The following is a 19,764-nucleotide window of genomic DNA, read 5'->3' on the forward strand; positions in this document are numbered from 1 at the left end:
CGCACGGCCGTTTCCGGGCAGCAGGCACGGCATGCGACAAAGGCGTATCTACCGCCCGGCGACGACGCTGACCTCGCGCTTTTCACTGGCTTGAACGGCATTGACCGAAGGCTCTTCGCGCCGTGCTATGCCGTTGAGTACTGTCAGCAGATCGTAACCTCGCTGCCAGCGACCAAACCCGCTGGCAACATTGATGTGGCCGGCGTGACCGAGATCGACGAGGCGGCTACCCCAGCGGGTCGACACGTGCCGCAGACGGTCGAAAGACATATACGGGTCGTTGAGGCTGCCGACAATCAGGCTCGGAAACGGCAGGGGCTGCTCCGGCATGGCGCCGAACTCGATCGATCCGGGATGAAGCCGCTCGGTCACATCAAGGTCGCATGGCGCCACGAGAAGCGCGCTTCTGATCTGCCGCGTCAGCGGTCTTCGCGCCAGGTTGGCAACGAGAATACAGCCCAGACTGTGCGCGACAAGATCCACGACACCGTGTCGAACTATGGCTCGCTCCAACGCATCGCGCCATCCCGTGAGCACCGGGTGGTCCCAGTCCTCCTGTTCGACCAGGGTGGCCTGTTGCTGATCGTCGAGCCAGTGGCGTTGCCAGTGCCCCGCACCTGAGCCGAACAGACCCGGAATAATCAAGGTTTTTGCCATGGTGTCAGCCTCTTGCGGCACGGTCGAAGTGACAACTCGTCGGCCATCTGCCGATCGAACAGGTCACGAGCCGATTATGCGAAGATGAATGGCTCAGCGTAAGCAAGGAATGTTCAATATCTATATTTTCTATAGCATAACTTTCTTTGGCTTCAGACCGCGTCGTCGAAATGCCGATATCGGTCGCGGAACAATGCTTGAGGCAGAGTGTTTCTTTTGATGCGTTTCTCAGCGAAATCAGTTTCGTTTTGAGGCCCCATGCAGTCAAAAAATTGCGTTGTTGGTGCCGGTGAAATTGATAGTTTGACCTGAGGGCTTCGAGGGCATGGCCAATCGAAGTTTTGAGGGATGGTGCTGTGTTCGGCCAACTCGACAAGCCGGGCGAGAAAGCTGCTTCGACGGCGACATTGTCGGGTCTGGTTCGCGCACAATCGGGAGATCGATAGGTTGGCAGAGTTCAGCTTGGTCGATCTCATAATGGGAGCGCCTGGGTTTTCCTCAGGCGCATGGAAGAGGTGAGCTGGATTTGCATAAGAATCTCATCCAGATTGTCGCCGCCGTCTCATCCTGATCGTCGCGCTATAGATGGTCGGCTTCAGACACAAAGCGGACATCAGGTGTTTCTAGTTGCACCGGTAGGTGACCTTGGCTCCTTATGCGGACAAAGAATCAAGGTTGATAACTATGTCGATGCTTCTGGTCCCTGGCTTCATGCTCGATGCCGATCTCTGGCGAGATGTGGAGCCAGCATTAACTGAATTCGGGCCTCTGCTTCACGCCGACCTCTCACAAGACAGCACGATCGTCGAGATGGCATACCGCGCTCTATCGGCAGCTTCACCCGAATTTGTGTTGGTCGGTTTCTCTATGGGCGGATACGTCGCGCGAGAAATAGTTCGCCAAGCGCCTGAACGCGTAACCGCGCTCGTTCTGATTGCGACGTCCGCGCGCGGAGATAGTGAAATACAAGTCCAGAGGAAAGCCGCCATCGCTATGCAGAAAGATGTTTCTGGGTTCAAAAGTCTCAGCGCGTCGGCAGTGGCATCCTCGCTGCATCCGAACAACGCAGGTCGGTCGGATTTTATCGCGCGGATTCAGGAGATGGGGCATCGGCTGGGTGGAGAAACGTTTCGGCGACAGTCCCTTCTCGAAAGGAGGGACGAGCGGGATGGCCTTGGAGCGATCAAAACTCCGACCCTCGTTATCGCGGGAGAGCAGGATAAGCTTAGAAGTCGGATGGAAGTCCTTGAGCTTCACCAAGGGCTAGTTGGCTCAGCGTTCGAGACGATCGAGAACACGGGGCACATGATCCCCCTGGAAGAGCCGCATCGTTTAGCGGAGATCATAAGACACTGGCTCAGCCGACAATAAATGCCTGCGATCTTCTCTTAATGTATCGGCTAGAACTGCGCACCCTTCCGCGCCGGTGTCCTCCTAAGACAGCATCTTGAGACCATGTTTCCGGACGATTGAGAGCAGCTTCAATGCGGGGCCGCTCGGCCGCTTCGCGCCTGTTTCCCACTTTTGCACTGTCGATTCACTGGTGTTTAGGTGTCGCGCGAAGACTGGCTGGCTGACATGATTGTTCTCGCGCAGCGCCTTGATCTCGCTTGGCGACAGCTCTTGGGGGATGGACAGGCAAGTCTCATCGAAGGTCTTCATGGTTTCCTTGTCGATGGTGCCTGCCGCATACATATCTTCGACGGCGCTATGGATCGCCTCAAAGGCATCGCTCTTGAACTTGCGCTTAGTCGTCATTGCAAATCTCCAATAGGGCGCCGGTCCCGATTTCGGCATCAAGCTCGGCCTGTGTCTTGCGCCGATAGAGTTCAGCGAGCTTCCGGAAAGCCATGAGCTCGTCGTCATCAATGTTTGCGCGGTCCTTCTTCGCGAACAGATAGGCGAACACCCAGTATTCACCGGCTTTTGCCAGAACGATCGAACGGTGCATGTTATCGTTGAGCCGCTTCTTGAACACGCCGCCACCGAGATCGTCAGCCTGTCCGCGTGCGACTTGCTCAATCGCCTTGCAAAGGGCCCTGTCGGAGATCCGTGCTTTCTTCGCTGCTTGGAAAACCACGCCGTTCTGAAAGTCCGTTCTGACATCGCGTTGCATAGCGCTGGGTGCTATGCCTATCAAGTTTTCGGGAAGATCGCGGAGACTTCGCTGCTTCCCATACCTGAGTCAGAATCTTGTCAGCAAGCGCTGCTTTGTCCTGTGGCAAGAAGCGGCCGTAATGGCCGGCGACCATCTCCGGGGTATCCCGGACTGCGTAGCTTGCCCGCTGGTAGGATGGCCAGCCTCCAGTGCCACGTGTGATGGACGCCAACCCATCGCCTCCCATTGACGTGGACAATTTTCACAACAATAGGATCAAGCAAGAAATTGTGCTAAGCGCCAGTCAAACAGGAGAATAATCGTGACTGAGCCGACCGTAGCAGACGCAACAAACTGCATTTATGAATCGCTCCAGGCGCACAATGCCGACATCGATGTGCATATCGCGGCCCTCAAGGCAGCGTTGGCGCGGGCGGGATTGAAAGAGGCCGTGTTCGACCCTGCTAAGCTCGTGCAAAACAATCGCTCTGGCAGGAAGCTTATGCAGGCCTACTTTCGCCAGCGCGGCGTGACGGTGAAGTTCTCGGCTTGATGACGCTTCCATTGACGCCAGACAGGCCGCATTAAGAGGGCCGGTTACCCTCAATGGCCTGACACCCAAGTTTTGACCTCAGGCGCGAATTGAAGTGCGGCCTCCGTTCCGGGTGCTGCCCAAGCAATGGCGTACGGGAGACAACGAAATGGCCAAGCTTGGGTCTCGTGAGAAGTCGCGAGCGGTCTAAGCTCAACAGCAGGTTTTAGTTGAGCGCTGCCCATCCCGTTGCCGGAGTTCGGTACGATCGGTGGCAAGGCGTGACGGGCATTGTGCCGTGCTTGTTTTCGTTTGGTGGTTCCAGATCGAATGCAACGATCACTGGAGACCTGCACGCTGACCCCCCATAGCCAACAGGTGCTGACCTCGGCCTCCCACCGAAGAAACTTGCCATGGCCGCTTTGCGGTCCGTGAGGAAGCGGGCGACAGAGGGGAAGGGCTAATGATGAAGGCAATCAAGAGACTTCTGTTGCTGAGCGGCGCGGCTGCAGCGATGGCCGGCGGGGCAGCGCAGCAGGCGCAGGCGCAGAAATCCGATCAGATCACCGTCGCGATTACCGAGGGGATTACCGGAAACAATCCGTACGCGGATTCCGTGGTGCTCATCGGTTCCATCTGGTGTCAGGTTTACGGCTGCCTCACCCGTTGGGATTTTGAAAAGGGCAAGTTCGTTCCCTTCCTGGCTGAGAGCCTGGAGCCGGAAGACGACCTGAGCTGGATCCTGACGCTGCGCGCTGATTGGAAGCGCCACAATGGCGATCCGGTCGTTGCCGCGGATGTCGTCCATTCGATCGAGCGCTCGCGCAACGATCCAGAAAGCATGTCGCAAGCCTCGGTACAGTACATCGAAAAGGCCGAAGTTCTTGACGATCGGCGATTGCGCATCACCACGACACAGAAGATGGCGACGTTGCCGAACTATCTGGCGACGATGCAGATCACGTCGAAAAAGATCTACGATGAGCATGGTGCAAAGGTGGCCGATCGGGAGCATCCGGTCGGTGCGGGTCCCTATCGCCTCGTCGAGGTCGGCATCGGCAGCCATATCGTCATCGAGCGTGTCGATGATCACCCGATGGTCCAGCCGACCAATCCCAAGCGTATCATCTATCGCATGATGGCCGAGCCTGAGCAGCGGGTGACAGCGCTTGCGAATGGCGAGGTGCAGATTGCCCAGGGCATCCCGCCGCAGCTCGTCAGTCGCGTCCAGCAACTGCCGAACGCGACGGCGGAAATGGTCGATTCCGCCGAAGCGATGTTCATTGCCATGAGCCCCAAGACCGCGCCGTGGGACAATCCGAAAGTGCGCCAGGCGGTCTGCCATTCGATCAACCGCGAAGGCATCGCCAGGGCAATCCTTGGCAATCAGGTGACGCTGCTGAACGGGCCGGTGGGCGCGGGCCAGCTCGGTTTCGATCCCGCCTATGTCTCGCCCATCGATTACAATCCGGAGAAGGCGAGGAAGTTGCTGGAGGAGGCCGGCGCCGTTGGCGTGGCCGTCGATCTCTATTCGCCGGTCGGTCGTTACATTGCCGATCGTCAGATCGCCGAGGCGGTCGTCCCGATGCTCCAGGACGTCGGCTTCAAGGCGACGCTCCAGACGCCCGAATGGGCAACGCTGTGGACCAATGTTCAGCGCGGTGAAACCCCATTCTATTATATGGGGCGCGGCAACATGCTCGACCCTTCGCCAGCGCTGGCGCAGTACTTCGAGACCGACGCCTCGCCTCGTCTGAAATATTCCAATCCGGACGTCGATGCACTTCTCCAGGCCGAGCGCCAGGAATTCGATCCTGAAAAGCGCGTTGCCATGCTCTCCAAGGCGATGACGGCGATTACCGAAGATGCGCCGGCCTGCTTCCTGTGGCTGCACAAGCTGAGCTGGGGCGTGGCCAAGGGCGTTGATTACAAGCCGAGCAAGGCCGATCGGGTCAACGGCTGGGAAATCCACCTGCGATAGGCGGGACCACCTTACACGCCGGGGCCGTCTGACGGGTCGCCCCGGCGCCTAATCCTCCTCAAGAGCTCCAAGGATCTCCCATGCTTGGCTACACGTCCGTCGTCGTCTGGCTCGCCCCCTCTTATCAGCAGCTTGGCTGGAGCGCCTCGGCGAGCGGCAGCTTGCTTGCCGTCATGGCAATCTGCCAGGCCGCCGCTGCCCTCTTCCTGCCGGCGTTGGCGCACCGGAACGGATCCGACCGCCGGCCATGGCTGTGGCTGACGCTCGGATTCCAGTTTGCGGGTTTTGCCGGTTTTGCGCTTGCGCCTGACCTGGCACCATTTCTTTTCGTCGCCGTGACCGGCTTCGGACTGGGCGGGTGTTTCGCACTGTCACTGGTGGTGGCGCTCGATCATTTCCGCGATCCCGTGCCGGCAGGGGCGCTTTCAGCACTGATGCAAGGCGGAGGCTTCCTTCTTGCCGCCTGCCCACCGTTGATCGTGTCGACCCTGCATGATTGGACAGGCGGGTTTTCAGCCGGCTGGACGTGGCAAATGGCCTGTATCGCAGTCGCGGTCATCTTGACCATGCGCCTTGCGCCGAAAGGTTATGCAGCCGCCATGCGAGGCGCGCCCAAGCCTGCCTGGATCTGCAGATTGTAACAGCGCATCCCTGGGACGGTGAGGTCGCGTCTCGAGAGTATTGCTTGCCCACGCCATATGGCTGCAGGGCTTTGTCGCGTTCCTGGTTCGGCCTGGTTTGGCGGACGGCATTTGCCGGTAAGCTGGCTGAAGCGTTGTTGAAAAACTGTCGTCTACAGCTGCTTTGCGGGCAGCTTGATCGCGTTCGGTCCGATGTTGAGGCCGATCTGCAGGCTGTCGGCGATCCGCCTTGAACGGTCGAGAAAGAAGCTTGCTGCTTCACCGGTGCAATGTTGGAATACGGTTGCCTCGAACATTGAGAGCCAATGCTCAAAGTGTTCAGGTACAAGGTCAAGACCCTGGTGGACGACGTGAGGCCGGCCGCTGTAGCGGCCCGTTTTCAGGGCGATGGACGACCAGAAGTCGACAAGCGTCGACAGATGCAGATCCCAATGCTCGCCGATGCGCGCGTTGAAGATCGGCCCGAGCAAGGGGTCTGGACGGATACGGCCGTAGAAGTCGTGAACAATCGCGCTGATCAGATCTTCGGATATACTGGTTGGAAGCAGCGTCGCACCCATGATGTTTCCATCGATGTCTTCTGATTGGGTCTTCCTTAAGCCTCGATAGCGACGCTGTAAATCGGCGGTCATGCGGCATGCTGTCGTACTGGCGACACCGTGGCGGGACTGCCGAACAACGAATGCTTGCGTCAGCGCAACGAGGGCGTGCCGCCGCGAGCCTAACAAGGGTCAGACAGGTTGCCAGAAGAGCGTCCATCTGCAGGACGATCGGGCACGCAGGAGGGCTCAGCGTGATGATTGAGATGGAAGAGAGGGATCCAACCTTGTGCGATTGCACGATTGAGATCGCCGAGCTGTTGGCCAGCATGCCGGCTGCCGGCGTCGATGGCGGTTCCTTGTTCGATCTTCTTGCCGATCGCCTCGAGACATCGCGTGATCGTCTGCAGCGGCCCGGCCCACTCGCGAAAGAAAATGCTTTATCGGAAAGGGCAGTCCCATGCTGACATTGACGAGCCGGCGAATTCTGCATGTCGAGCGCGATGCCGGCGGCGACTTTTCCGTGCCGGCGGCAACCATGTCTTCGGCGCTGCGTCTGCCGCCGACGGAACTGAGGAACCGCCTCAGCCGCGGAGAAGTCAAGAGCAAGGTTGAGATCGGTCAGGGGGAGCACCTGGGAACATTCAGGCTGACGCTTCGATGCCGCGGTCGCCTCTGGACGGCGACCGTGTCTGCCGACGGCAAGGTGGTCGACGAAGTCTTCTCGTTTGATCGCGAGCGCCTGGCCAACTGGCGCCGCCGTCACGGCAACGCCGGCTAGGCGCCCTCGGCCGTTCAGATCGTCTGCTGTTGCGATCTCTCCTGATGGAAGTTGCGTTTCGACAAAGAACGATCAGGCAAAACGGCTCACGTTCTCAACTGATCAGCGGGTCATGATCCTGTCCCGTCTTAACTTCGCTCGCGGTTGATCACCGCTTGAGGCAGTAGGGAGAACACATTGACTGACTATAACTTGGACACTTCCGTTGGAGCATTTGCATGCGAGCTTCCAGGGGCCGCCGAACTGCTCAGGCAGCACGGTATCAACTTTTGTTGCGGCGGTGAGGTGTCGCTTGCTGAGGCGGCCGCAGATGCCGGGGTCGATGCGGCCCACCTGCTCGCGCGTCTCCAGGCGCTCGAGCTTGAGGCAAGGCGCGAAGCACCGAGTGAGACCAGTGAGCTTATCGCTCATATCCTGGAGCGGTATCATCAGACGCACCGCAACGACTTGGAATGGCTGATCCCGCTCGCCCAGAAGGTAGAACACGTTCACGGTTCGCATCGCTCGGCGCCCCTGGGCCTGGCAGAGGCGCTGGCCGATCTGAAGGATCACCTCCTTCCCCACATGGCGCGGGAGGAGCTTGCTCTGTTTCCCATGATGCGCCATGAGCCGGACCCGGATATCGGGCATTTGATTGCTGGCATGCGGGACGATCATGCAACCGAAAGCCGGAGCCTCGCCACGATCGAGCATTTGACCCATGGCTTTGCGCTTCCGGGCGACGCCTGTCGGTCCTGGACAGCTCTCTATATCGGCGTTGAAAAGTTCTGCGACGATCTTGTCACGCATATGCATCTGGAAAACGAGGTTCTGTTTCCTCGTTTTCCCACCATCGAAGCAGCCCGGTAGTCCTCCTGGCCCAGCGACAGCGCGTTCGGTTGGGTGAGGCTTCCCAACCGAACTGCCCGGCAGTTTCGCCTTTGCCTCACTCGGGAAGGCGTGCCTAAGGCGTTGTTCACGCGCGCTAATCCGCCCCGCGTTTGGGGTCGGGGAACGCTTGCGTCGCATGAAGGCAGCACCGTCGATGAACCTATCGGGCATGGCGGCGGCCAATCTCCATGGTCAATCGTGCCGTCGGCTATCCTCTTGCGGTCATTGTGTCAGGGGAGGGTGGTAGGCCAGCGGCACATTCCACCTTCGAATTGATTTCTTCTCGCGCCGGTTACGGGCGAAGCGACGCTAATCTTCCTCAAGTCGGCCTGAAGCGCTGTGCGCGCAATGAATTTTGCTGGGGCCCCTGACTTCGGTCTGACAAGCAGCGGTTGTTTGAGCCAGATCAACGACCATCCTGCGCCAACGTCCCAATGGTCCTGCAACGATTTGCGGGAAACGCCCTGGAATGAAATTCGTCCGTCTTGTCCTTCTGCTCTGTTTTGGCCTTTACTTCGCGGCATCGGCTAGCGCCGCTGCCGTATTGCCGGAGTATCTGCCTTCCGCAACAGCCTCGGATCTTGTGCCGGGAGCGGACGGCTTCGGCGCCGTGCGCGACGACCTGGCGGTCGCCCCGGTGCTGAAGGGCGGCCAGACGGTCGCATGGGTCTTTATCACTTCAGACTTTGTCGGAACGACCGGCTATTCCGGCAAGCCGATCCATACCCTCGTGGCGGTGGACAAGGATGCTAAAATTGTCGGCGTCCGGCTGGTAAAGCACTCGGAGCCCATCGTCCTCATTGGCATTCCCGATGCCAAGGTAAAGGCGCTTGTCGCGGGTTACTCCGGCCTCGATCTCGTCGCCGAGGCGAAGTCCGGTGGCACGACCCATGAAGTCGATATCATCTCGGGCGCGACAGTGACGGTGATGGTCATCGACGATTCGATCGTTCGCTCCGGGCTTAAGGTCGCGCGCGCGCTCGGCCTCGGCGGACTGGCGCCGGAAAGGGCCAATACAGGCCCACGCTTCGAGATCGATCCTGCGGCCGCCGCGCCAGCCGACTGGGTCGAGGCAGAGGGTGACGGCACGCTGCGCCGCCTGTCGCTCGACGTTGCGCAGGTCAACGCTGCTTTCGCCGGCCATCCAGATGAACGCGCCCGCGATCGCGCGATTGGGCAAGCGCCGGAAACCACGTTCATCGAGATGCAGGCGGCACTGGTCTCGGCGCCCCCCATCGCCAAGGCCCTTCTCGGGTCAGCCGGGGAGAAAAACCTGGAGGCATGGCTCGGTGAGGGCGAGCATGCCATCGCCCTCGTGGGGCGCGGCCTCTATTCCTTCAAGGGCTCAGGCTATGTGCGCGGCGGCATCTTCGATCGCATCGTGCTGATCCAGGACGATGTTTCCGTTCGCTTTCGTGATCGCGACCATCGTCGGCTGGGAGCCATTGCGCTCGCCAGCGCGCCGGAATTCAACGAGATGGACCTGTTCCGCATCCCAGCCGGCCTCGGCTTCGACCCGACAAAACCCTTCCGCATCCAGCTCCTGGCGCAGCGAGAGGTCGGGCCGATCGAAAAGGTCTTCCATACATTCGATCTGGGCTATCAGCTTCCGCAGAAATACCTGCGCGCCGTCGCGCCGCCGGCAAAGGACGTTGCCGCTGTTGCGGATCGTGGCGAAGGGGCCGCCCAGGCCGACCTGTGGAAGCGCATCTGGGACGACTCGAAACTGAAGATTGTAGTGCTGGGTGCCATGCTCGTTGTGCTGACGGGCGTGTTCTTCTTCCAGACCTACGCGGTCAGGAACGCTAGGGCGTTCTATATCTTCCGCATCATCTTCCTGATGGTGACGCTGGTTTTCCTCGGCTGGTACGCCAACGCACAGCTTTCCGTCGTCAACCTTATGGCGCTGTTCGGCAGCTTCGTCGCCGGCTTCAGCTGGCAGGCATTCCTGCTGGACCCGCTCACCTTCATCCTGTGGTTTGCCGTTGCAGCTGCACTCCTGTTCTGGGGGCGGGGAGCTTATTGCGGCTGGCTCTGCCCCTTCGGCGCCCTGCAGGAACTGACCAATCAGATCGCGCGCAAGCTGCGCATTCCGCAATGGACGCTGCCCTGGGGACTGCACGAACGGCTATGGCCGATCAAGTACATGATCTTCCTCGGTCTCTTCGGCGTCTCGCTGATCAGTGTCGAGCAGGCCGAGCACCTGGCTGAGATAGAGCCGTTCAAGACCGCGATCATCCTGAAGTTCATTCGTGCCTGGCCGTTCGTGGCCTATGCCGTCGCACTTCTCGTCGCCGGGCTCTTCGTTGAGCGGTTCTATTGCCGCTACCTCTGCCCGCTGGGTGCGGCGCTGGCGATCCCCGCGCGCATCCGAATGTTCGACTGGCTCAAGCGCTACCATGAATGCGGAAACCCCTGCCAGACCTGCTCCAACCAGTGTCCTGTGCAGGCGATCCACCGCACCGGCGAGATCAATCCGAACGAGTGCATCAACTGCTTGCACTGCCAGGTGCTCTATCAGTCCGAAACTGTCTGCCCCGTCGTGATGAAGAAGATGAAGTCGCGGGCCAAGCTTGCGGCAAGCCCGGGCGGTGCGCCGATCCACCAACCCACAGCCAAAGTTTAATCGAAGCCAAGGTTCAAACAAAAAAGGAACCCGATCATGGAATCAAAGGAAAACAAGGGACTGAGCCGCCGGGCTCTCTTCAGCGCCACGGCCGGCAGCGCCATCCTGGCCGGCACGGTGGGGCCGGCCGCACTGGGCTTCGGCGCTTCAGGACTGGCTACTCCGGCCCGTGCCGCGACAGGTGCCGACGGCTCGGTCGCACCCGGCAAGCTGGACGATTATTACGGCTTCTGGTCCTCAGGCCAGACGGGCGAGATGCGTATTCTCGGCATTCCCTCGATGCGCGAACTGATGCGGGTTCCGGTGTTCAACCGTTGCTCGGCCACCGGCTGGGGCCAGACCAACGAATCGATCCACATCCACCAGAGAACGATGAGTGAAAAGACGAAGAAGCAGCTTGCCGCCAACGGCAAGAAAATTCACGACAACGGCGACCTGCACCACGTCCATATGTCCTTCACCGACGGCAAATACGACGGCCGCTACCTGTTCATGAACGACAAGGCCAACACGCGCGTTGCGCGCGTGCGCTGCGACGTGATGAAGACAGACGCCATCCTGGAGATCCCCAACGCCAAGGGCATTCACGGCATGCGTCCGCAGAAATGGCCGCGTTCGAACTATGTCTTCTGCAATGGCGAGGACGAAGCGCCGCTCGTCAACGACGGCTCCACGATGAAGGATGTTTCGACCTATGTGAACGTCTTTACCGCTGTCGATGCCGACAAGTGGGACGTGGCCTGGCAGGTGAAGGTCTCGGGCAACCTCGACAATTGCGACGCCGACTACGAAGGCAAGTGGGCGTTCTCGACCAGCTACAACTCCGAAATGGGTATGACGCTGGAGGAGATGACCAAATCCGAGATGGACCATGTCGTCGTCTTCAACATCGTCGAGATCGAGAAGGCCATCGCGGCCGGGCAATATGAGGAGATCAACGGCGTCAAGGTGGTGGACGGGCGCAAGGAGGCCAAGTCGCTTTTCACGCGCTACATCCCGATCGCGAACAATCCGCACGGCTGCAACATGGCGCCGGACAGGAAGCATCTGTGCGTCGCCGGCAAGCTCTCGCCCACCGTCACCGTGCTGGACGTGACGAAGTTCGACGCCCTGTTCTACGACAATGCCGAGCCGCGCAGCGCCGTGGTGGCGGAGCCTGAACTGGGTCTCGGTCCGTTGCACACGGCCTTTGACGGGCGCGGCAACGCCTATACGTCACTCTTCCTCGATAGCCAGGTGGTCAAGTGGAACATCGAGGAGGCGATCCGCGCCTATGCCGGAGAAAAGATCAACCCGATCAAGGACAAGCTCGACGTTCAGTACCAGCCCGGACACCTGAAGACGGTGATGGGAGAGACGCTGGATGCCACAAGCGATTGGCTGGTGTGCCTGTGCAAATTCTCCAAGGACCGGTTCCTAAATGTCGGTCCGCTGAAGCCGGAAAACGATCAGCTGATCGACATTTCCGGTGACAAGATGGTGCTGGTGCACGACGGCCCGAACTTTGCTGAACCGCATGACGCAATCGCCGTCGCCCCCTCTATCCTGCCGAACATCCGCTCGGTCTGGGACCGGAAAGACCCATTGTGGGCCGAAACGCGCAAGCAGGCCGAGGCCGATGGCGTCGACATCGACGAATGGACGGACGCGGTGATCCGCGACGGCAACAAGGTTCGCGTCTATCTGACCTCGGTCGCGCCCAGCTTCAGCCAGGAAAGCTTCACGGTGAAGGAGGGCGACGAGATCACGGTCATCGTCACCAATCTCGACGAGATCGACGACCTCACCCACGGTTTCACCATGGGCAACCATGGCGTGGCGATGGAGGTTGGGCCTCAGCAGACGAGTTCCGTCACCTTCGTCGCGGCCAATCCCGGCGTCTACTGGTACTATTGCCAGTGGTTCTGCCATGCCCTGCATATGGAAATGCGCGGACGCATGTTCGTGGAACCGAAGGGCGCCTGATCGATGCGCCTGTCCGTTTTCCTGATCGGCCTTCTTCTCGCCTCGCCGCTCGCAGCGGCGGAGCGCGCGGTCATGCCGGGTACGGGCAGCCTCGCAGCGGCCATCGCCGGGGCTAAATCCGGCGATGTGCTGACACTGACCGACGGGGCCTATTTCGGCCCCGTCACCGTCGACCGGTCCCTCACTATCACCGGCCCTCGCGGAGCGGTGGTCGATGGGATCGGGCAAGGCAGCGTGGTGACGATCACCGCGCCGGACGTGACCTTGTCAGGGTTCACCGTCACCGGCTCGGGTCGTGTGAACCAGGACCTCGATTCCGGTGTGAAGATTGTCCAGGGCGCCGACCGCGCCCGCATAGAAGGACTGCGCGTCATCGACAATATGCACGGCATCGACGTGCACGGCGGTCGCAACGCTAATGTGACCGGGAACGAAATCATCGGCACACGCAGTCCCCGCATGAACGAGCGTGGCAACGGCATCTATGTGTGGAACAGTCCCGGCGCACTGTTGGAGGGCAATGCCATCCGTTACGGTCGCGACGGCATCTTTTCCAACGCCAGCGCCGACAGTGTCTACCGCGGCAACGTCATGCGCGACCTGCGCTTTGCCGTGCACTTCATGTACACCCGCAATACCGAGGTTTCCGACAACATCTCGATCGGCAACCATCTCGGTTTCGCCATTATGTTCTCCAATCGCGCGAAGATCCTGAACAATCTCAGTCTTGGCGACCGCGAGCACGGGCTGATGCTGAACTATGCCAACAATGCCGACGTGTCCGGCAATCTGGTGCGCGGCGGCACGAAGAAATGCCTCTTCATCTACAACGCCCACAAGAATCTGATCTGGGACAACCGGTTCGAGAACTGCGGCATCGGCATCCATTTCACGGCTGGATCGGAGAAGAATGTCCTGACGGGCAACGCCTTCATCGCCAACCGCGAGCAGGTGAAATATGTCGGCACCCGCAACATGGAATGGAGCCATGATGGCCGCGGCAATTTCTGGTCCGACCATCCGGCCTTCGACCTCAACGGCGACGGCATTGCGGACAGTTTCTACCGCCCCAACGACCTGGTGGACCAGATCCTCTGGTCGCAGCCGGCGGCAAGCCTGCTCATCGGCTCGCCCGCCGTGCAGATCGTACGCTGGAGCCAGCGCGATTTCCCCGCCACGCTGCCCGGAGGCGTGCGCGACAGCGTGCCGCTGATGCGGCCCCTGACCATCCCTGTCCCGCACGAAATCCTTGCCTACGAGGCCGAGGCCGCCGGGCGCTGGACCGAAGGAAACTATGATGACACCGACGCTGACAATCTCTCGGCTCACTAAACGCTTCCAATCGGTGGAAGCGCTGAAGTCCGTCTCCCTGACGCTGGAGCCGGGACGGCGCGCAGCGCTGCTCGGCCATAACGGCGCCGGCAAGTCGACGATGATGAAGATCGTACTTGGTCTCATTCCCTTCGACAGTGGCGAGGTCTCGGTCTGCGGCACTGCCCCTGGCTCGCCTGCTGCGCGGGCGCAGGTGGCGTATTTGCCGGAAAATGCCGCCTTTCACCCGGCCCTGACTGGAGAAGAGCAGGTTCGCCACTATCTCGCGCTGCGTGGCGAAAACCCGCGGCAGGCCATAGAGCTTCTTGCGCGGGTCGGGCTTGGCCATGCCGCGCGGCGGCGGATCGGCACCTATTCCAAGGGCATGCGCCAGCGCGTGGGGTTGGCCCAGACCCTTATCGGCCGCCCGCGTCTCCTGGTGCTGGACGAACCAACCTCGGGTCTCGACCCGGTGTCGCGACGGGACTTCTACGATCTGCTCGACGGGTTGGCCGCCGAGGGAACGGCCATCCTGCTCTCCTCTCACGTGTTGACCGAGGTGGAGGCACGCACCGACCGCATCCTCATCCTGTCCGGTGGGGAACTGGTGGCCGAAGGGACGCTTGCCGATCTTCGGGCCCGCGCTGCGCTCCCGGTCGCTTTTTCCGTTCGCCCGGCGTCCGGCCATTCAGCGGCGCTGGCGGCAACTTTTCCTGAAGGCACACCAGGCGGGGACGGTCTCGTGCGCCTTTGCTGCGCGCAATCGGAAAAACTGCCGCTCCTTGCCCGCATCGCAGCGCTCGGGAACGCCGTTGTCGATCTCGATGTGATCCCGCCCAGCCTTGAGGATATCTACAGCCATTTCAGCCGGAGGGACGGGCAATGAACCGCATCCTTGCCACCGCCATGTGTGAATTCCGCATCGCTTTTCGCAATCGTTGGGTCTCTATTGCCACGGGCATGATGGTGCTGTTCGCTCTGGTTCTGGCCGCCGCCGGCTCGGCCCCGACGGGCGATGTCGGCGTCGACCGGCTCTCCGTGACGGTCGCCTCGCTGACATCGCTTGCGGTCTATCTCGTTCCGTTGCTGGCATTGCTGATGAGTTTCGACGCCGTGGCGGGTGAGGTGGAGCGCGGCACGCTGCCGCTGCTTCTGACCTATCCCGTCTCGCGCCTGCAGATCCTGCTCGGCAAGCTTCTGGCGCATCTCGCAATCCTCGGTCTTGCCGTGACGCTCGGTTATGGCACTGCAGCCTTGGTGGCAGTCTTGTCCGATCCGGAAGCAGTCAACGGGCTCGGCGCGTTGTGGCGGCTGATCTGGTCCTCGGTCCTGCTGGGTGCGACATTTCTCGGCACGGGTTATGCGCTTTCAGCATTGGCGCGACGGCCGTCGGGGGCGGCGGGGCTGGCCATTGCCCTCTGGCTGGTGGCGGTGGTGCTCTACGACCTCGCCCTGTTGGCGCTGATCGTTACGGATGGAGGCGGTGCCTTCACCACACAGGCATTGCCCGCCGCTCTGCTCGCCAACCCGGCCGACGCCTTTCGCGTCTTCAATCTCTCGGCGGCGCAAGCCGTTGCTGCCGCTGGCGGTCTAGGTGGGGCTGCGGGCGCAATCCCGCTCTGGCAATCGGCAGCCTCACTCCTCTTCTGGCCGTTTGCCGCCATTGCACTCGCTGCCGCAGCCTTCCGGAAGGTGACGCCATGAGGAAACGATTTCGCTTCATCCTGCTCGCTGCAGGGCTTGTGCTGCTTGCCGCCTGCAAAGAGCACGCTAGCCAAAGTATCGTGCCCTTGGACATGACGCCCGAGACCCTCGGTCATTACTGTCAGATGAACCTGCTGGAGCATCCCGGCCCGAAGGCCCAGATTTTTCTTGACGGAAGCCCGGCGCCGCTGTTCTTCAGCCAGGTGCGTGACGCCATCGCCTACGCTCGTGGGCCGGAGCAGATTGCGCCGATCCGTGCCATCTATGTCAATGACATGGGGGCTTCAGGGGCAACATGGGACCAGCCGGGTGACGGCAACTGGGTTGCCGCCGATAAGGCGTTCTACGTCGTTGGCTCTGCCCGTCGAGGTGGCATGGGCGCACCTGAAGCCGTGCCCTTTTCGAGCCGCGATGCGGCTGCGGCTTTCGTCCTTGTCGAGGGCGGCCAGGTGCTGGCGCTTGCCAATATTACCGATGCCATGGTTCTGACCCCGGTTGAGACCGGCTCGGAGCAGGGGGCGGACGACGACGATTATCTCGGCCGTGTGCGTGCACTGCCTCATCCAGCCGGAGGTTGATCCCATGATGCTGACCCGACGCCGCCTGATCGCAATTTCCGCAGTCCTGGCAACTGTGCCCGGTGCAGCCCGCGCCAAGACCGCACCCCGCTTCTGGACTGGCCAGGCGCTTGGCGCGCGTGCCTCTATCCGGATTGATCACCCTGATGCTGACGTCATCGTCACGCGCGTGATGGCCGAGGTAGATCGCCTGGAAAACATCCTCAGTCTCTATCGTCCGCACAGTGCGCTTTCACGGCTGAACCGCGATGGTCACCTTGCTGCCCCGCCCTTCGAGCTGCTGGAATGTCTGTCACTGGCCGGCGCCGTGTATCGGGCGAGCGATGGCCGGTTCGATCCGACTGTGCAGCCGCTCTGGCGGCTCTGGGCCGAATCCGGCGTAAACGGGAAGCGACCGGATGCGGCGGCTGTCGAACGAACTCGGGCCGATACTGGCTGGGGCAAGGTGAAGCTTGAAGCTGCGGCGATCACTCTGCATCCAGGTATGGCGCTGACGCTGAATGGGATCGGTCAAGGATATGTCGCCGACCGGGTCGCCGTGCTTCTGAATGCTGAGGGGCTGACCAACGTCCTGATCGACACAGGCGAATTGCGTGCCCTCGGGGGACGGCCGGAGGGTGGCGAGTGGCCGGTGCGATTGGAAACGGGGGAGCGCCTGACGTTGCGCCAACGCGCACTGGCCACCTCCGCACCTCTCGGTACAACCTTCGATCAGGCCGGGAGAGACGGTCATATCCTTGATCCTGCGACCGGGGTGCCCGCGCCAGCGAACTGGTGCTCTGTCTCGGTGTCTGCCGCTTCCGCCGCCATAGCCGATGCACTCGCGACAGCCGCTTGCCTCCTGCCGGACGATGGATCGATCCTCGCCATGATCGGGCATTTTGAAGGTGCGCGCTTGGAAGGGCTGTCTCGCCTGTCTTCGAAAGCGGTGCGGCGGCAGAATCGAGCTTGAGCGCCGCCTCGATTTCCACATCCTGGTGGGCCAGGACGTCAAAACTGCCAATCTTCAGGATTGTCTTCGTACCGTTTACCGTCGAGGTGGAGAACTCGGGACCGGATCGTCACGGCGTCCTTTTGCCAGAATGTCGGTGATGCCCTCCGATTGGCAAGATCGTGCCGACGAATGAAGCCGGGATTGCCGCAAGCAGGCTGACGATCGCCTTCCTCTGCAAACTCTCCTTAGAGACGATCTTGCCACAGCACTGGCAGCGATTGCTTGACCTGCACAACGAACGGGCAACCTGCTGCGCTCGCGTGCCGTATTCTCCGGCAATTCGTTGCACTCGCCCAGGGGTCGAACGCGGTGAAGCGAGGATGTTACGGGTGGCCCGGCTTTTGCTTTCCTCTTTCTGAAGCACGAACTCAAGGGTTGGGCAGACGATGTGGAATGGATTGCTGCTATCGCTGTTGCTGAGCGTTTCGATGGGGTTCAGTTTCAAGGGGGCAACCTGCGGATTGAGCGGACGTGTTGAGGACGAGCGCGGCAATGCGGTTCGGGCAACGGTTGCGACAACCGTCGGCCTGACTGCGCTCGGTCTGGTGTTCAGCTATCAGGGCCTCTGGTTTGGCGGCGCGGCGGTGGTGTTTGGAATTGGGTTTTCGCACCTCGCCGCCCGTCTGCTTCCGCAGACGGTCTCGCTCGTCATCTCGACTGTGGCTCTCTATTCCTACCTGCAACTGGCGGGACCATGGGTTTCGACCGTTTGACCGCCGGTCGGAAACCGCCGCTGTTTCGAGCATAGGCCTTATGTTCGCAACCGCGTCCGTGCCTCGGTCACGATCGCGTCCATGGCAATGTCATGCCATTGCGGACGGATGCTCTCAATCTTCTGCAGTTCGAAACCCACGCCGATCACAAGGGGCTTTGGTTTGAGGCCGGCGAGGGTGCGGTCATAATAACCGCCGCCATAGCCAAGGCGGAAACCGTCTTCGTCGAAACCCACCACAGGCGCGATCACGATCGAGGGTTTGAGATCCTGCCCGCTGGCCGGTATCGGTATGCCCCACACGCCCCTTTCCAGCGGTTCGCCCTGTCGCCACGACCGGAAACTCAACGGCCTTGCTTTTGCGACGACAACCGGCAACAGGCATTGCGCGCCACGGGCGTCGAGCACGTTCATCCATGGGCGCAGATCCGGTTCGCCGCGAAACGGCCAGTATAGCGCGACCGCCTTGCCCGCGACCTCAGGTGCGATGGAATCGATCGCTTCCTGGATCGCCTTCGTCAACTTTGCACGTTCGCCAGCGAGTAGCGCTTGTCTTGAGCTGATCAGCGCTTGGCGCTGTTGCTCGCGCCATTCGTAGGTCGAAATCGGCTTGGCCAGGTCATGACCCGTTTTGACAGGATCCACATCGTTCATGACACATGGAGCCGACGAGCAGGTCGGCGGAATGTCGTCCTCATTGTTCCGTGTCACGATCGCCTGCCTTTCTCCAGATCCAGCGAAGTTTCGAAATTCTGTTCCGGTTGCCGTCTTGATTATCGTTTCGATATTGAGAACAATAAAGCAGCTTCATTCCTTCTGCAGGCTAATAATGGACTTCATGAGCCTCGAGATTTTTCTGGCAGTCGCCGAGCATACCAGCGTGACGCGCGCGGCCATGGCGGCGGACCGTGCACCGTCAAACGTCACGAACCGCATTCGTGCACTGGAAGAGGAGCTTGGGGTCGAACTCTTCAGCCGTGAAGGCAAGAAGATGACGTTGACGCGTGAAGGCCGGCTGTTCCGTTCCTATGCCAGCCGTTTGATCGCGCTTGGCGAGGAGGCGCGCCGCGCGCTGAAGCCGACCCACATGCCCGATACGCTGCGTGTCGGCAGCATGGAAAGCACAGCCGCTGCTCGCCTGCCGCAGGTCTTGCAGGCATTCAAACTGGCACATCCGAATGTGTCCGTGCGGCTGACGATGGGATCTTCCGAGGAACTGACGCGGGCCGTCCTTGCCGAGGAGATCGACTGCGCTCTCATCGCATCCATGCCGGCCGATATCGTCGAGCCACGGTCAGACCTGCTCGATGATCTCGAGGCTGCGCCGATCTACCATGAGGAAGTGCTCATCGTTCTGCCGGCCTCCCACCCGGCCATCACGGCGGTTGCCGACGTGCGTGTCGCCTGCCTGGCGGCGCTTGAGCCCGGCTGCACCTACCGGCGTGTGGCAGAACAATGGACCAGATCAGCCGGAACGATCACCACCACGGAAGTCTCGTCCTACCATGCGATATTGGCAAGCGTCGCTGCGGGTGACGCGATCGGCGTGGTCCCAAGATCGGTGTTTGATCTGATGGATTGGCCGGGGGAGGTCGGGATTTACCCGTTGCGCGATGTTGAGACGCTGCTTATCTCCCGCAAGGGGGAGCGCTCCCCGGCGATCGCGAACCTGCATCAGGCGCTGCTCGGCAATCCCGGCCGCCCCGCAGACTGATCATTTCCCTCGTGCAATCGGCGATCCCGATTTCGAAAGCACTGCCAGCAACGGATACTTC

At 60.8% G+C, this 19,764-nt stretch carries 21 protein-coding genes and 1 pseudogene; 16 read left to right on the plus strand and 6 right to left on the minus strand.

Annotation, left to right across the window (positions count from 1 at the left end):
- Nucleotides 1-48 precede the first annotated feature (48 nt).
- Complete coding sequence (locus BLJAPNOD_RS33545; protein ID WP_115423001.1) at nt 49-657, minus strand: alpha/beta hydrolase; 609 nt, start codon at nt 655-657, stop codon at nt 49-51.
- A 684-nt stretch (nt 658-1,341) separates the two neighbouring features.
- On the opposite strand from BLJAPNOD_RS33545, the gene BLJAPNOD_RS33550 reads away from it, so the two are divergent.
- The gene (locus tag BLJAPNOD_RS33550) at nt 1,342-2,028 is read left to right on the plus strand and encodes an alpha/beta hydrolase (RefSeq protein WP_115423002.1); all 687 of its coding nucleotides are present in this window, start codon (nt 1,342-1,344) and stop codon (nt 2,026-2,028) included.
- Between the two features lie 63 nt (nt 2,029-2,091).
- Here the strand turns inward: BLJAPNOD_RS33550 and BLJAPNOD_RS33555 are convergent, their stop codons facing one another.
- Nucleotides 2,092-2,415 carry a DNA-binding transcriptional regulator gene (locus tag BLJAPNOD_RS33555; RefSeq protein ID WP_115423187.1) on the minus strand — a complete coding sequence of 108 codons (324 nt, stop codon included), beginning with the start codon at nt 2,413-2,415 and terminating at the stop codon, nt 2,092-2,094.
- Nucleotides 2,405-2,763: pseudogene (locus BLJAPNOD_RS33560) on the minus strand (type II toxin-antitoxin system RelE/ParE family toxin). The gene BLJAPNOD_RS33555 and the pseudogene BLJAPNOD_RS33560 overlap by 11 nt, the downstream one beginning before the upstream one ends.
- A gap of 311 nt (nt 2,764-3,074) precedes the next feature.
- Here BLJAPNOD_RS33560 and BLJAPNOD_RS33565 point away from each other — a divergent pair.
- The 3 genes from BLJAPNOD_RS33565 (at nt 3,075) to BLJAPNOD_RS33575 (ending at nt 5,909) form a co-directional block, all read left to right on the plus strand.
- Nucleotides 3,075-3,308, plus strand: coding sequence for a hypothetical protein (locus BLJAPNOD_RS33565; RefSeq protein ID WP_115423003.1), 234 nt, complete (start codon nt 3,075-3,077; stop codon nt 3,306-3,308).
- A 442-nt stretch (nt 3,309-3,750) separates the two neighbouring features.
- Nucleotides 3,751-5,268 (plus strand): ABC transporter substrate-binding protein, encoded by a 1,518-nt coding sequence (locus tag BLJAPNOD_RS33570; RefSeq protein ID WP_199566099.1) that lies wholly within the window; start codon nt 3,751-3,753, stop codon nt 5,266-5,268.
- Nucleotides 5,269-5,348: 80 nt separating this feature from the next.
- Entirely contained in the window at nt 5,349-5,909 is a 561-nt protein-coding gene (locus BLJAPNOD_RS33575; protein WP_115423004.1) for a hypothetical protein, read from the plus strand.
- A gap of 152 nt (nt 5,910-6,061) precedes the next feature.
- Here BLJAPNOD_RS33575 and BLJAPNOD_RS33580 read toward each other — a convergent pair whose 3' ends face one another.
- Nucleotides 6,062-6,469, minus strand: coding sequence for a group III truncated hemoglobin (locus BLJAPNOD_RS33580; protein WP_077502296.1), 408 nt, complete (start codon nt 6,467-6,469; stop codon nt 6,062-6,064).
- A 233-nt stretch (nt 6,470-6,702) separates the two neighbouring features.
- On the opposite strand from BLJAPNOD_RS33580, the gene BLJAPNOD_RS33585 reads away from it, so the two are divergent.
- The 10 genes from BLJAPNOD_RS33585 (at nt 6,703) to BLJAPNOD_RS33630 (ending at nt 17,235) form a co-directional block, all read left to right on the plus strand.
- Nucleotides 6,703-6,915, plus strand: a complete 213-nt coding sequence (locus BLJAPNOD_RS33585) for a hypothetical protein (protein ID WP_139353927.1) — start codon at nt 6,703-6,705, stop codon at nt 6,913-6,915.
- Nucleotides 6,909-7,229: a DUF6522 family protein gene (locus tag BLJAPNOD_RS33590; protein WP_077502300.1), complete on the plus strand. Its 321-nt coding sequence runs from the start codon at nt 6,909-6,911 to the stop codon at nt 7,227-7,229. The genes BLJAPNOD_RS33585 and BLJAPNOD_RS33590 overlap by 7 nt, the downstream gene beginning before the upstream one ends.
- Before the next feature lie 177 nt (nt 7,230-7,406).
- The gene (ric, locus tag BLJAPNOD_RS33595; RefSeq protein WP_077502302.1) at nt 7,407-8,078 is read left to right on the plus strand and encodes an iron-sulfur cluster repair di-iron protein; all 672 of its coding nucleotides are present in this window, start codon (nt 7,407-7,409) and stop codon (nt 8,076-8,078) included.
- Nucleotides 8,079-8,568: 490 nt separating this feature from the next.
- Nucleotides 8,569-10,725, plus strand: coding sequence for a NosR/NirI family protein (locus BLJAPNOD_RS33600; RefSeq protein ID WP_115423005.1), 2,157 nt, complete (start codon nt 8,569-8,571; stop codon nt 10,723-10,725).
- 36 nt (nt 10,726-10,761) lie between these two features.
- A complete protein-coding gene (gene nosZ, locus BLJAPNOD_RS33605; protein WP_115423006.1) occupies nt 10,762-12,690 on the plus strand; it encodes a TAT-dependent nitrous-oxide reductase in 1,929 nt (642 codons plus the stop codon).
- Between the two features lie 3 nt (nt 12,691-12,693).
- Nucleotides 12,694-14,022: a nitrous oxide reductase family maturation protein NosD gene (locus BLJAPNOD_RS33610; RefSeq protein WP_115423007.1), complete on the plus strand. Its 1,329-nt coding sequence runs from the start codon at nt 12,694-12,696 to the stop codon at nt 14,020-14,022.
- The gene (locus BLJAPNOD_RS33615) at nt 13,988-14,887 is read left to right on the plus strand and encodes an ABC transporter ATP-binding protein (RefSeq protein WP_115423008.1); all 900 of its coding nucleotides are present in this window, start codon (nt 13,988-13,990) and stop codon (nt 14,885-14,887) included. The genes BLJAPNOD_RS33610 and BLJAPNOD_RS33615 overlap by 35 nt, the downstream gene beginning before the upstream one ends.
- On the plus strand, nt 14,884-15,705 hold the full coding sequence (locus BLJAPNOD_RS33620; protein WP_077502312.1) for an ABC transporter permease subunit: 822 nt from the start codon (nt 14,884-14,886) through the stop codon (nt 15,703-15,705). The genes BLJAPNOD_RS33615 and BLJAPNOD_RS33620 overlap by 4 nt, the downstream gene beginning before the upstream one ends.
- A complete protein-coding gene (locus BLJAPNOD_RS33625; RefSeq protein ID WP_077502314.1) occupies nt 15,702-16,283 on the plus strand; it encodes a nitrous oxide reductase accessory protein NosL in 582 nt (193 codons plus the stop codon). The genes BLJAPNOD_RS33620 and BLJAPNOD_RS33625 overlap by 4 nt, the downstream gene beginning before the upstream one ends.
- Nucleotides 16,284-16,287: 4 nt before the next feature.
- Nucleotides 16,288-17,235, plus strand: a complete 948-nt coding sequence (locus BLJAPNOD_RS33630; protein ID WP_077502315.1) for an FAD:protein FMN transferase — start codon at nt 16,288-16,290, stop codon at nt 17,233-17,235.
- 109 nt (nt 17,236-17,344) lie between these two features.
- On the opposite strand, the gene BLJAPNOD_RS35290 is transcribed toward BLJAPNOD_RS33630, so the two are convergent.
- Nucleotides 17,345-17,722, minus strand: coding sequence for a hypothetical protein (locus BLJAPNOD_RS35290; protein ID WP_139353928.1), 378 nt, complete (start codon nt 17,720-17,722; stop codon nt 17,345-17,347).
- A 16-nt stretch (nt 17,723-17,738) separates the two neighbouring features.
- On the opposite strand from BLJAPNOD_RS35290, the gene BLJAPNOD_RS33635 reads away from it, so the two are divergent.
- Entirely contained in the window at nt 17,739-17,990 is a 252-nt protein-coding gene (locus tag BLJAPNOD_RS33635) for a hypothetical protein (RefSeq protein WP_147294634.1), read from the plus strand.
- Nucleotides 17,991-18,028: 38 nt separating this feature from the next.
- Here the strand turns inward: BLJAPNOD_RS33635 and BLJAPNOD_RS33640 are convergent, their stop codons facing one another.
- Entirely contained in the window at nt 18,029-18,700 is a 672-nt protein-coding gene (locus tag BLJAPNOD_RS33640) for a 5-formyltetrahydrofolate cyclo-ligase (RefSeq protein WP_244611201.1), read from the minus strand.
- 127 nt (nt 18,701-18,827) lie between these two features.
- Between BLJAPNOD_RS33640 and BLJAPNOD_RS33645 the strand changes: the two genes are divergently transcribed.
- Complete coding sequence (locus BLJAPNOD_RS33645; RefSeq protein WP_158556217.1) at nt 18,828-19,703, plus strand: LysR family transcriptional regulator; 876 nt, start codon at nt 18,828-18,830, stop codon at nt 19,701-19,703.
- Nucleotides 19,704-19,764: the final 61 nt, after the last annotated feature.

It is taken from the genome of Ensifer sp. M14 (assembly GCF_003355565.1).
Lineage (GTDB): Bacteria > Pseudomonadota > Alphaproteobacteria > Rhizobiales > Rhizobiaceae > Ensifer.

Coding starts and splice junctions, on each gene's coding strand:
- BLJAPNOD_RS33545 (WP_115423001.1), bottom strand. CDS start 657: ATGGCAAAAACCTTGATTATTCCGGGTCTGTTCGGCTCAGGTGCGGGG.
- BLJAPNOD_RS33550 (WP_115423002.1), top strand. CDS start 1,342: ATGTCGATGCTTCTGGTCCCTGGCTTCATGCTCGATGCCGATCTCTGG.
- BLJAPNOD_RS33555 (WP_115423187.1), bottom strand. CDS start 2,415: ATGACGACTAAGCGCAAGTTCAAGAGCGATGCCTTTGAGGCGATCCAT.
- BLJAPNOD_RS33570 (WP_199566099.1), top strand. CDS start 3,751: ATGATGAAGGCAATCAAGAGACTTCTGTTGCTGAGCGGCGCGGCTGCA.
- BLJAPNOD_RS33575 (WP_115423004.1), top strand. CDS start 5,349: ATGCTTGGCTACACGTCCGTCGTCGTCTGGCTCGCCCCCTCTTATCAG.
- BLJAPNOD_RS33580 (WP_077502296.1), bottom strand. CDS start 6,469: ATGGGTGCGACGCTGCTTCCAACCAGTATATCCGAAGATCTGATCAGC.
- BLJAPNOD_RS33590 (WP_077502300.1), top strand. CDS start 6,909: ATGCTGACATTGACGAGCCGGCGAATTCTGCATGTCGAGCGCGATGCC.
- BLJAPNOD_RS33600 (WP_115423005.1), top strand. CDS start 8,569: ATGAAATTCGTCCGTCTTGTCCTTCTGCTCTGTTTTGGCCTTTACTTC.
- nosZ (WP_115423006.1), top strand. CDS start 10,762: ATGGAATCAAAGGAAAACAAGGGACTGAGCCGCCGGGCTCTCTTCAGC.
- BLJAPNOD_RS33610 (WP_115423007.1), top strand. CDS start 12,694: ATGCGCCTGTCCGTTTTCCTGATCGGCCTTCTTCTCGCCTCGCCGCTC.
- BLJAPNOD_RS33615 (WP_115423008.1), top strand. CDS start 13,988: ATGACACCGACGCTGACAATCTCTCGGCTCACTAAACGCTTCCAATCG.
- BLJAPNOD_RS33620 (WP_077502312.1), top strand. CDS start 14,884: ATGAACCGCATCCTTGCCACCGCCATGTGTGAATTCCGCATCGCTTTT.
- BLJAPNOD_RS33625 (WP_077502314.1), top strand. CDS start 15,702: ATGAGGAAACGATTTCGCTTCATCCTGCTCGCTGCAGGGCTTGTGCTG.
- BLJAPNOD_RS33630 (WP_077502315.1), top strand. CDS start 16,288: ATGATGCTGACCCGACGCCGCCTGATCGCAATTTCCGCAGTCCTGGCA.
- BLJAPNOD_RS33645 (WP_158556217.1), top strand. CDS start 18,828: ATGAGCCTCGAGATTTTTCTGGCAGTCGCCGAGCATACCAGCGTGACG.